Below are 11,518 nucleotides of genomic sequence, written 5' to 3' on the forward strand. Positions count from 1 at the left end.
CGTTCACTGTTTAAATATCCTTCTATATCCAGGCTGGGAATAGCCTGTTGCTTCTAGCAAGAACTAAAATTGATTGGTAAATACTATACTGGACTCTATCTTGTAGACGTTCTCTAATTCTGATATCAAAAAAAGATTTATCAAAAAGTTTAGGTATCTCCTCAGTTTGAAGGAAAAGTCTTTCAGTTATTTCCCTTGTCAGTAATTTTATCTCTGGTTCAGCCTGTATTCTTCGCAAAATGTCTTCTGGAAGCTTTATTCCTAATAAATCCTTGGATAAGAGACTGCCTAACAATAATCTTCTTCTACAACCTAATATATTGGCTTGTTCGATAACTAATCCCCAATCTATATCTGGTGAAACGCAGATTAGTGTAGCTACATCGCTGATCAATTGCAGTTGTTTCCAGCGATCTCTAGAACCATGTACGCAGAGAAACAAGAGATTATCTTCAGGTGAGAGATTGAGTATTGTTTTGCCTGCCAAAGATACGCTTTTATGACGTTCCCAAAGACATTCATGTTTTAGTGGAAAGGATAGATATCTTTGCAAAAGTTGCCAGTGAAAATCTATATTAATTCCTGTATCCTTATGATGATAATTATTATCCTTACAAAATGGAGATTTTAGCCGTGCGACTTCCTGCTCTCGAGTAAATTTATATGAACTCTCATATCCTTTAGAAACAAGAAGATCCCTAGCTATTAAGGCTTCCTGCTGACGAACTAGTATATCTATGTCGTTGAATTGACGGAGTGCAATATTGCCATAGGCTGAGATAGCTAGGATAGCTCCTTTGATGGGAATCACAGAAATTCCCTGTGATTCAAACAGATTCAAAAGTTTAATTAACTCGCCAGTTAAAGAGAGATTGTGTCTAACATTGGCTTGGAAATAAATTAGTAGTTGAGCTAAAATAGGTTTGGGAACTAGTTCTGGGCAGATGTTATTGAGATTTTGATACAACAGTGGCATAACTTTGTGTAGTAGTGCTGTTGGGATGATATAAGTCCAGTTAAGGTCTTGTTGAACTAAGATTTTGATTCGCTCAATAGTTGCGGGATCTAGTTGAGTACGGGCACAACAAAGAAGCAGCTCAACTTCCGGGTAAATTTTAATGTTTTTGTTTTCAGTATCGGGTGTAGATAAGATTTTCATCACAGCTATATAAGAACAGCAATAGTTTAATGGCTAACCTTGTTATTTTCAGGGTTTGTAGCTGTAGCAATTCAATTGTAAAAACCTATGATCTAAAATCAGCTATCAAAATACTTGACATTACCCTAGGGCTAACTGCTATATTAGCAACAGTGGAATCTTTGGGGCGTAGCCAAGTGGTAAGGCAGCGGGTTTTGGTCCCGCCATTCCTAGGTTCGAATCCTAGCGCCCCAGTACAATCTAGAATCATACTTAATAGACCAAGCTTTTAACATCCAGATCTCTCTACAATTTATTCTGGGTCTAAAGGCTTTTTTTCTGTTTTGTATTATGGTTATTAATCATAACTCTCATTGCATTGCTGCTGTATAAAGAATCTCTATAGGCTTGATTCAAGATATAAAAGGGTCAACAAATTTGTCTTGCGTAATGTTACTGTAATGATAGTGCGTGACTCCCGATTTGCCCGGATTTTGAATATCGCTGTCAGTTGATAGGTGTATTAAGTAGATTTTTGAAACCACTAAACTCTCCTTGAGATTGCTTGAGCTATGTGATGAGTAATTTACTAGCGTGCGGCAAAAGACAAGGTAACTTCATAAGCAATCCAACTTACGTATGCCAAGATGGAATCGAAGCATTCACCTATCTAAGCAATAAAAATAACTTAATTCACAGATGCCATGCTAAAGTCAGACAAATATCCTCACCCATTGTCACAAGCTAACGCTACTCAACTAAATGTTGATGAAGATGAGTTAAATCTGGGTCAAATTGCAACAGTTCTGCGCCGGCGGATATTGTTGATCGCTGGTATCACGGCTGTAGTAGCAACAGCGGCAGTATTAAAGGCAGAAACAGATCCTCCAGTATATCAAGGCTCGTTCGAGATTTTAACCAATCCTGTGACCGGTGAGAGCAAGGCTATAGCCGATGTTCCTCAAACAATAAATTCAAATTCTCAGGGCGATCTCGTAGCATCGGCTGAGTCCGAAAAACAAGTTGCAACAACAATCAAAGTTTTACAAAGTCATCGAGTTCTAGACCCGATCATCGAAAAGCTTCAGCCTCAATATCCAGATCTAACATACTCTGAAATTCTTAATGACTTAACTATTGAATCTAAACAGCCAAATATTTTAGAAGTTGCGTATACTCATCCAGACCAAAAGCAAGTCAGCGATTTTTCTAAATTACTTGCTGATGCCTATCTAAACTATAGTTTAGCGGAGCGTCAGGCAGATGTAGATCAAGCAATTGTCTTTGTTAATAAACAAAGACAACCGCTGGAGCAGACAGTTAAATTCTGGCAAAATAAAATGCGAGACCTGCGACTGGGCAATAACTTGATTGATCCGTTGCAGAAAGGTCAAGAGTTGACTGGTCAGGTTGCTACTTTGCAACAACAGCGAATAGAAACAAGAGTACAGCTAGAACAACTGGCGGCCAGGTATGAAGATTTGCAAAGGGAATTAGCGCAACAGCCAGGCGAGAGGGCTGGTAATTCTGTACTGAGTGAAAATGCTCGCTACCAAAAAATACTGGATCAAATTCAGGGCGCAGACATTACTATTCAACAACAGTCAGCCGTATTGACGGATGATAACCCCAGAATGGTAACTTTAAAGCAAACGAAAGCCTATTTGCTTCCATTGCTTGCTCAAGAAGAAAGTCGGGTGCAAAAAGAGTTGCAAAGCCGCTTAAGAGAGTTGGCAGCCCGCGATAGTTCTCTGGATGAGAAAATAAGGGGACTCAATAGTGAAGTGAGAAGTTTGGCTAATGTTAGCCGAGACTATAGTAACATTGAGCGGGAATTACTAATTGTCACCAATGCCCTGAATCAATTTACAGCCAAACAACAAGCGTTGCAGATCGAAAAAGCGCAAAAGCAGCAACCTTGGCAGTTACTTGATCCTAAATTAGCTAAGGTGAATGAACCTGATCCTGTTTCAAGCGGTGCTAAGAAAAACTTAGCATTAGGTGGTATTTTAGGTTTGCTATTGGGCGTAGGAGTAGCTTTAGCTGTAGATAAGCTCAGCAATATCTTTTACACTTCTAAAGAACTCAAGGATGCTACTAGACTACCACTACTAGGGATAGTTCCTTTAAGAAAAGAACTTGGAGGGGCGACCCAAGAAAGTCCAGCTGGAGTGCAACAAGCAAGTCGTGCCTCCTTTTTTGAAGTTTTTCGCTCTCTCTACACCAATATTCTTCTTTTAGGTTCGGATGTTCCGATTCGCTCTCTAGTGATCAGTTCAGTGGGCCAAGGAGACGGTAAGTCCACGGTTGCAGTACAACTAGCACAGGCAGCAGCAGCCATGGGACAACGAGTATTACTGGTGGATGCGAATCTGCGTGCTCCCAGCCTACATAATCTAGTAGGACTCATGAACATTCAGGGATTAACCGATGTAATTTCACAAGATTTAGATTGGAATAATGTGATTGAGCGATCACCTCAAGAAGAAAATCTGTATGTTATGAGTGCTGGCCCCATTCCACCTGACTCAGTTAGGTTGCTTGCATCTCAAAAGATGCAAGATTTGATGGATAATCTGCACAGTAGTTTTGATTTAGTAATTTATGACACACCGCCTCTGCTAGGGTTTGCCGATGCCTACTTACTGGCTGCTAACACTAATGGGATGGTGCTAGTTGCTGGCTTAGGTAAGCTGAAACGAACTGAGCTACATCAAGCATTGGATGAGGTGCAGATATCTGGCACTCCTATTTTAGGGATAATAGCGAATAAGTCTAAAGACGCTATGCCAGCTTCTTATAACTATTACCAGCAGTATTCTCAGCAGAACAGAAGCTTGGAACGGGTTCGTGAAGATGCAGGTAGTGAGGTTGCTAGTTCCTTGTCAATTTCTTCCTCTTTAAGAAGAAGTAGACGACGCTAAGCTTGGTGATGGGTAATTGGTAAAAAAAATTACAATTACTAATTACCCAACACTAATCAAAAGTTACTTTTCAGGCGATTTGAGAGCTTGATCCAAAACTTGCCGAGCCTGTTCTGCTTTAGCTCGCGCCTCTTGGTAACGCAGATTACCTTGGGCAAAATTTTTCAGAACTTTAAAACCTTCCTTGAGGCGAGCAATTTCCTCTTCAGTTACCGACTTATCGGAGAACAGAACATCAACCGCCTTGCGAATTTCCAATGCTTCATCTCGTGACTCTTGAACTTTCAGCTTGAGCGTAGCCAAATTGCTCAAGACTTGGACAGCTTGTGTAATGGCGTCTTCGCCACTAGCAGAATCAGTAGTTGGTTCCTTCACCTCAATTAATTGTTGAGGGCCAAATCCTTCTTCCAGTTCCGTTGGCAGCTTATCGGCATCCATCAGTTCCATCAGCTGATCCATTGCTTTCTCACGAGCTTTAGCTGAATCTTTGCCAGAAACAGTGAGGATAATTTCTGGACTTTGAGCGAGAGTATACTGAACCATATTTAGGCAGAAAATTTGCTGGTTAACCAAGCCTAGGGAACTAATTTTAACATGAACTGTCGTGTTTCAGATAATATGTTGCACATTGAGAAGCAAGCCAGTATTAGCACGAGAGGTCACTCAAAATAAAACTTTATACTTGAATAAAGGCAGATTAAAATTCAACAGGAGGGGAGAGCAATGACTCTCAATCCCACCATCATGCGAGCAGTGGAACAACTGGGCTATCGTGTCACCGTTGGTGATGTGGCAACCCAGGCAGGATTAAACATTGCTGAGGCGAATCTTGGGTTATTGGCCTTAGCATCTGATACTGGCGGACATTTGCAGGTAGCAGATTCGGGTGATATTGTTTACTTGTTTCCGCAAAATTTCCGTTCGATTTTACGCAATAAATACTTACAGTTGCGATTGCAGGAATGGTGGAAAAAGATTTGGGGTATTCTATTTTACCTAATTCGTATTTCTTTTGGAGTTTTCTTAACTGTTTCTATCGCCCTGATTACTGTTAGTATCATCATCATCATTACTGCTGCCAACTCAGATCGCGACAGTGACAACGGGGGTAGCCATTCTAGTGGTGGTGGCTTTTTCTATTTCCCAAATTTATTTTGGTATTTTAACCCCAATTATGACACCTACCACTACCAGGAACGGCGGGGCGAAAGACATCAACAAAGCAATCTGAATTTCTTTGAAGCAGTCTTTTCGTTTTTGTTTGGCGATGGTAATCCTAACGCCAACTTAGAAGAACGGCGCTGGCAAGAAATTGCTACTGTGATTCGTAATAAGCGTGGCGCAGTAGTCGCAGAACAAATTGCCCCGTATCTAGATGACATTGGCAAAGGATATACAAAAGAATACGAAGACTATATGCTGCCAGTTCTCACGCGATTTAATGGGCAACCGCAGGTAAGTTCCGAGGGGCAGATTATTTATTACTTTCCAGAGTTGCAGGTACAAGCAAGCACAAAACGTCGTCAGTCAGTGCCAGTCTACTTAGAGGAATCGCTGTGGCGTTTTAGTGCAGCAAGCTCAGGACAAATTATGCTGAGTGCTGGCTTGGGTGTACTAAATTTTGTTGGTGCCTTGGTACTGGGAAGTTTGTTAAGAGATGGTACAATAGCTGCCCAATTAGGTGGACTAGTGGCTTTTGTGCAAGGAATTTATTGGTTGTTATTGGCTTACGGATTCGGTTTTTTAGCCATACCTTTATTGCGTTACTTTTGGATTAAGTGGCGCAATAGCAAAATTGCTAACCGTAACCGCGATCGCCTTTCCCGCGCTAGGCTATTAGCAAGTGCGGATGCTTCTTTGCAGCAGAAGATTGCTTACACCCATCAGTTTGCCGCAGAAAAAGTTATTGGCAATGAAGATTTGGTGTACTCTAGCGAAACTGACTTACTCGACCAAGAAGTTGAGCGTTCTGCACAAATTGACGCTGAATGGCAACGGCGTCTAGAACGTGGGAGTGGAGAATAAATAGGGCATGGGGCATGGGACATTAGTTATTTTCCCCCATGCTCCCAAGTCTCCAATCCTTAACTATTTTGCCTGAATTGGTGTTAGAGCAACACCTTGGTAATAATGTCCCAAAATTTGCAGGTGATTGGCTCCTCTGCGAGCCAGATTGTATGCGCCCCACTGACTCATGCCTAAAGCATGACCGAAGCCAAGCCCTTGGAGTACAAAACCACCATCTGCTCCCTTGGTGACGTTAAAGCGAGTACTTTTAAGTCTAAGGGCTGTACGCACTTCTTCACCTTGTAGTACCTTTGCACCTTTATCGCCGACAATTTTCAAAACTTTAACACTACGGAAAGGCGAGTATGTTTCTGGAATCATCTCCTTGATATTGCCCACTTCAGGAAATTTTGCGCTTATTTCAGCAGGCGAGAAGGTTTTTACCCAATTGCACTCGCTGATATTTTGATCGTAGTCCTGAACAGCACGTAGGTAAGGTAAGGGATTTTTCCAAACATCTTCTACGTTTTCGGTGTGTCCGCCAGAACAGGCGTGAAAGACCGAAAGAATAATCTTGTTTTTGTAAGTTAGTACTTGGCCTGCTGTGGCATCAACGGCTGCATAAGTAGCCGGAGATTCACTGATCACGCCCTTGTAAATCTGCCAGCGATCTGGGGTATTGCCTAAGTCGTAAATCGGATTATTGCGCTGTTTTTCTCGCTCGTAAAGGGCATAGGTACGGGCCGCGATCGCTTGAGCTTTTAGAGCTTCTGAGGGCCATCTAGCATCCATTTCACCACCGATAACGCTGTAGAGATATTCTTGGTCATCAACCCAGTTAACAGCGGTTAAGCCTTTCTCTGTAGGGATAACAAGAGTTCTGCCTCGATACCAGCGATCGCCAATGTAAACAAATCCTTTACCTGTTGGCTCAATCCAAAATAAACCCGACTGCCATTTATCCAAAGCAACTCCGCCAGGAACGGCTTGAGCATAATACGCACTCATTGCCGGCAACTGTCCAAGAGTACGACCGGTACTATCTTTGATGATCCCGGTCGTGGAACTGCCGACTTTGACCTGATTGACTCCCCTCTCAATGGCTACGCGCAGAATTACAGATGCTTGAGCTGGTGCAACCAAAGCCATCCACAAGAGAATACTTATCCACCAATGACGTCCTTTAATCTGGGAAAATAAAGAGCCTAAGTAAAGTTGGAATTTCATGCTGATCATCTAATCACATTAGTATCTGATTGGTGCTGTGGACTATAACGTCTACAACTTAAGATGAGACAGTTCTCCAACACAGGAGGTTGCCACCTTTTACTAATTATGCATTTTGGTTTGGCAATGGGGTGGAAATTAGCTAATCGCGTTCATGTAATTCGTGCTTTATACTGAAAACGCTTACTATAAGCGCTAAAGCGCTGATTCGGATAATGTCACGTAGCCCTAGTGTCAGTTGCGGAAGTCCCCACTCAAGTCAACAGATACAATAATGCCTAGACCTTCCGAAAATGGCTCACATCATTAGCGATGATTCCAATTAAATTCAATCTCCTCAAAACTTCTATAGCTTGAGTCAGTTCAGTTCTGGTCACTTTACCCATGCGCTCTACCATCACAATCCCGTTACAAAAGGATGCCACAATACCAGCATCCACCGTGCTTAAAATCGGCGGGGCATCTATCAGTATTAGGTCATAGGTTTGCTCAAGCGACTCAAGCAGTTCTTTCATCCGCTGAGAACTGAGTAGTTTCGCTGTGTCTTCTGGTATGGGCCCAGCAGTCAAGATATCAATGGAGGGGTGAATGGGCTGGATATAATCTTGAATATCGTTAATTGTTTCATCAACTAATAACAGAGATAGTCCCCAGTCATTAGAGAGTTCCAGCTTTTTGTGGAGGCTAGGATATCGCAGGTTTGCATCAATCACTAGTACCCGTTGATGCATGTGGGCAGCACTAGCGCCAAGCCCCAGAGTCAAGGTTGTCTTTCCGGCTCCTGGAAGTGCAGAAGTCAACATCAAGGACTTAAAGGGGAAAGGATACTTTAATATCTGAATATTTTGATAGATCATATCCAAAGTTTCGTGGATAGGCAACCTAGGGCTGGTTTCTACCAAAGAGAGATCTGAGCGCTGCCCAATCAAAGCCATTGGGAACCTTTTTTTCACACCACCCTGTGGTAGTTTTGGTACTGAACCCAATACTCGGAGGTTTGTCACCTTCTGTAAATCTTGTGCAGAATAGATGGCATCATTAAGTTTTTCCCAAATTAGGGCTGCTGCAATACCTAAGAGCGGCCCAATTATCACTCCCCCAAGTAACAGTAATAATCTGTTTCTCCTCACATAGGTTCCCAAACCAGGTGCTTCCAGCACTTGCCAATCGAATCCTCCCTGAGCAATTTTCAGTCCCAAGAACTGTTGTGCTTGGAGTAGTTGCTCAAGAGTTTTGCGATTAGTCTCTACCTTTGGCAGCAGACGATTGTATTCTGCGATCAGGCTTGGGTATTTGTTGAGTTCAGAGCGGAGTCGCTGTTCTGAATCCGTTAGACTCTTCTCATTGGCAACTAATCCTAAAGCAGCCGTTTGCACCAGAATTAACTCGTCCACGAGTTGGGGGTCAACTCCTACCATCTGACCCTGTGTCAAAAGAGGTTCTCTCTTACTACTAGTAGCACCAGCTTTGTCTCCTAGCGATCGCCCCACCTCTTGCCGTAATAATGCCAGTTGACTTTGGCGTTGCTGCTTGAGTTTTTCTACTGTTGGATAATCATCTGTATAACGCAGTCTCTCTTTAGCTAGAGCCAGTTCAGTCTGTTGAATTTCATTCAACAAAGTTTGGTAGCGGCTTGACTGACTTAAACTAGAAGTAATTATTGGATTCTGAGATGAAGACGCCATTTTTTGCTCTAGATTATCCTGGCGAGCTTGTACGTCTTGAAGCTGTGCGCGAGTAGTTTGTAGCTGTTTTTGAACGTCGGCGAGAGATTCTAGAAGGATTTTACTTTGGACTTCTGGATCGAGTAAATTATTTTTCCTGCGAAACTGTTCTAAGTTTTTCTCCGCTTGGCTCACCTCTTTTTTAATCTCAGGTAGGCGAGTATTGACAAAGGCTAACCCTTTATTTAAACGCTGCTTTTGTTGCTCTATATCATAGTCTTGATAAACTTTCTGTAAGGCTTGAAGGACTTTTTGGGTTTTAACTGGATTCTCGTCCCGAAAGGAAACCTCAAATACTTGACTAAGAATTTTATTATTTCCTGTTCCCCCTTCTATTTGGGTCACTTCCAAAGGTGCTTTTTTCCTCTTTTCTTTTTGTCCCTTGATATCTTCTAAAGTAATATCTGGATAATCAGCACGAAGCAAATTTACAGCTTTCTGTATCAGATTTGAACTCAGCATTATTTTCAGCTGAGCTGTGTAATCTACAACTGGAAGATTAAGGTCAGTAACCTTGCTGGCTGCACCTTCTTGGACATTACTTGACCGTACGCCATCATATAAGTTGGAATTCACCAATATCTGCATGTAGCTCTGATATGTCGGTTTGGTAGTTACAGTCAACAAAGCTGCAACCGACATAACTACACCAGAAACACCCAAGATCAAAAAGCGTCGCCGAAGCAGAATAGTAGATAGTTGTCTGATGTCAACCGTGCTTTGTGCAGAGCTAGTAACCAGTTGCCCTTGATTCAGATCGGTGTTAACCACTATTAAACTCCTCTAATATTGAAATGCTATATTTTGGAAGATTGTGAGAAAAATTTTTTGAGACTAACTTTTTTATACCTATGAATGCAATAGCATGATTAATGATTCCTAGATAAAGACTAAACCATTATGCTTTCAGCAATGACAGAACTTCTTGGCATAATATTAAGCCAATTAATCCTTTTATGCTGATCAATTCATGCATGTAGATTCCCAATCAGTATGTGAATCATAAATTTTCCAAGAATATTTATATAACAAAAAAATCTTGATTAAAAATTAATCATTTCTCACATTGATTTTTATAAAACCTGTTATCATCCACAACATTGCAACATTTCAAGTTTCCGTTTCTGTAATTTGGGATATAAATCATACAGTGCAGTTAGTAATATTTATGGCTTTGGAAATCCTCCCAACTTGCTTTTCCAATAGACACATAGTTCCTCCTTTTTCAGGAAGTTTAAAGAACCTCAAGCTTTATACTGAATTATATTGAGATATAGAGAACACATTTAAAAAAATATTTAGCCCAGACAATTTGAATTTTGATACATCAAGTTAACTGATGGTTTACAGTTAATAACTTGATTACACTAAACTGCTGTATATTTGCTGGATGCTATCAATTTTATTACTAACCTTGAAAGAAAGTACGGTTAATTTTAGATTTTAGATTAGGTGAGAGCAGTTTAATCAAAAATCTCAAATTTAAACGCTTACCTTGGTGAACTCTACTTCCCGCCGCCTGGGTACTTCATGAATTAGAAAATCATAAGCCATATCAGTATTAGGAAAAATAGCACGAGCTTCCCGAAGTAAATCTTTTAATTCCAAGGTATTTCCGGGAGCATAGCGGGGACTAAAATGACTCATAATTAGCCGATGCGCTCTAGCAGCTAAAGCTGTTTGCGCTGCCATTGTGCTTGTGGAATGCAACCGCTGAAAAGCCATATCTGCATCTTGATGGGCAAATGTCGCTTCATGAATTAATACATCTGCATCCTTTGCTAATTCCACTGCTCCCTCACAATAAATTGTGTCTGTACAATAGGCAATCTTGCGTCCAATTTCTGTGGGGCCACACAATTGAGTGCCATCAATTACTCGTCCATCGTTAAGTGTCACCGTTTCACCGCGTTTGAGTTGACCATAAATGCGACCAGGAGGAATTTGCAAAGCTTTGGCTTTTTCTACATCAAAGCGTCCTGCTCGGTCTTTTTCGGCTACGCGGTAGCCGAAAGCTGTAATCCGGTGGTTTAGAAGACCGCAGCTAATGGTAAACTCATCGTCTTCATAAATTACTCCTGGACGGATGGCGTGAACTTTGATGGGGTAGGAAAAATGTGTGTGGGAGTAACGTGAGGCCGCTTGGATATATTCATTTAATCCAGATGGGCCGTATATATCTATTCGTTCCACATTGCCAGCTAAGCCGCAAGTGGCAAGAAGTCCCATTAAGCCAAAGATGTGGTCGCCGTGCATGTGGGTAACAAAAATTCGGGAGAGCTGACTGATTTTCAGTTCACTCCGCAAAATCTGATGCTGAGTACCTTCGCCACAGTCAAATAACCACAACTCTGCCCGTTGGGGTAATCTGAGGGCAACGCTGGAAACATTGCGCGATCGCGTAGGTACACCGGAACTCGTCCCTAGAAATGTTATCTGCACAGCGTTCTTTAGTCTTCCTATTGCTCAAGTTGACGCTCTACTCTCTATAGTGACAC

At 41.7% G+C, this 11,518-nt stretch carries 7 protein-coding genes and 1 tRNA gene; 3 read left to right on the forward strand and 5 right to left on the reverse strand.

Translation table 11 applies throughout. From position 1 onward, the window contains the following. Nucleotides 1–22: 22 nt before the first annotated feature. Complete coding sequence (locus tag HCR01_RS08250) at nucleotides 23–1,159, reverse strand: nucleotidyltransferase family protein (RefSeq protein WP_193195751.1); 1,137 nt, start codon at nucleotides 1,157–1,159, stop codon at nucleotides 23–25. A 162-nt stretch (nucleotides 1,160–1,321) separates the two neighbouring features. Here HCR01_RS08250 and HCR01_RS08255 point away from each other — a divergent pair. Both HCR01_RS08255 and HCR01_RS08260 read left to right on the forward strand, forming a co-directional pair. Further along, nucleotides 1,322–1,393: transfer RNA gene (locus HCR01_RS08255), tRNA-Gln, on the forward strand. Between the two features lie 449 nt (nucleotides 1,394–1,842). Then, nucleotides 1,843–4,062 (forward strand): GumC family protein, encoded by a 2,220-nt coding sequence (locus tag HCR01_RS08260; protein WP_193195752.1) that lies wholly within the window; start codon nucleotides 1,843–1,845, stop codon nucleotides 4,060–4,062. Between the two features lie 63 nt (nucleotides 4,063–4,125). Here HCR01_RS08260 and HCR01_RS08265 read toward each other — a convergent pair whose 3' ends face one another. Then, a complete protein-coding gene (locus tag HCR01_RS08265) occupies nucleotides 4,126–4,605 on the reverse strand; it encodes a hypothetical protein (RefSeq protein ID WP_193195753.1) in 480 nt (159 codons plus the stop codon). 180 nt (nucleotides 4,606–4,785) lie between these two features. On the opposite strand from HCR01_RS08265, the gene HCR01_RS08270 reads away from it, so the two are divergent. Further along, nucleotides 4,786–6,087 carry a hypothetical protein gene (locus HCR01_RS08270; protein ID WP_193195754.1) on the forward strand — a complete coding sequence of 434 codons (1,302 nt, stop codon included), beginning with the start codon at nucleotides 4,786–4,788 and terminating at the stop codon, nucleotides 6,085–6,087. A 63-nt stretch (nucleotides 6,088–6,150) separates the two neighbouring features. On the opposite strand, the gene HCR01_RS08275 is transcribed toward HCR01_RS08270, so the two are convergent. The 3 genes from HCR01_RS08275 to HCR01_RS08285 form a co-directional block, all read right to left on the reverse strand. Further along, the gene (locus HCR01_RS08275; protein ID WP_193195755.1) at nucleotides 6,151–7,296 is read right to left on the reverse strand and encodes a SpoIID/LytB domain-containing protein; all 1,146 of its coding nucleotides are present in this window, start codon (nucleotides 7,294–7,296) and stop codon (nucleotides 6,151–6,153) included. Between the two features lie 278 nt (nucleotides 7,297–7,574). Next, nucleotides 7,575–9,791: a GumC family protein gene (locus HCR01_RS08280; protein WP_193195756.1), complete on the reverse strand. Its 2,217-nt coding sequence runs from the start codon at nucleotides 9,789–9,791 to the stop codon at nucleotides 7,575–7,577. Nucleotides 9,792–10,502: 711 nt separating this feature from the next. Continuing rightward, nucleotides 10,503–11,462, reverse strand: a complete 960-nt coding sequence (locus HCR01_RS08285; RefSeq protein ID WP_193195757.1) for a ribonuclease Z — start codon at nucleotides 11,460–11,462, stop codon at nucleotides 10,503–10,505. Between the last annotated feature and the right edge of the window lie 56 nt (nucleotides 11,463–11,518).

Origin of the sequence: Nostoc sp. MG11, assembly GCF_014904695.1 — a bacterium.
Taxonomy (GTDB): domain Bacteria; phylum Cyanobacteriota; class Cyanobacteriia; order Cyanobacteriales; family Nostocaceae; genus Komarekiella.

Bases quoted from the DNA above. Each gene is read 5' to 3' on its own strand.
- HCR01_RS08250 (WP_193195751.1), bottom strand. From the start codon at position 1,159: ATGAAAATCTTATCTACACCCGATACTGAAAACAAAAACATTAAAATT.
- HCR01_RS08260 (WP_193195752.1), top strand. From the start codon at position 1,843: ATGCTAAAGTCAGACAAATATCCTCACCCATTGTCACAAGCTAACGCT.
- HCR01_RS08265 (WP_193195753.1), bottom strand. From the start codon at position 4,605: ATGGTTCAGTATACTCTCGCTCAAAGTCCAGAAATTATCCTCACTGTT.
- HCR01_RS08270 (WP_193195754.1), top strand. From the start codon at position 4,786: ATGACTCTCAATCCCACCATCATGCGAGCAGTGGAACAACTGGGCTAT.
- HCR01_RS08275 (WP_193195755.1), bottom strand. From the start codon at position 7,296: ATGAAATTCCAACTTTACTTAGGCTCTTTATTTTCCCAGATTAAAGGA.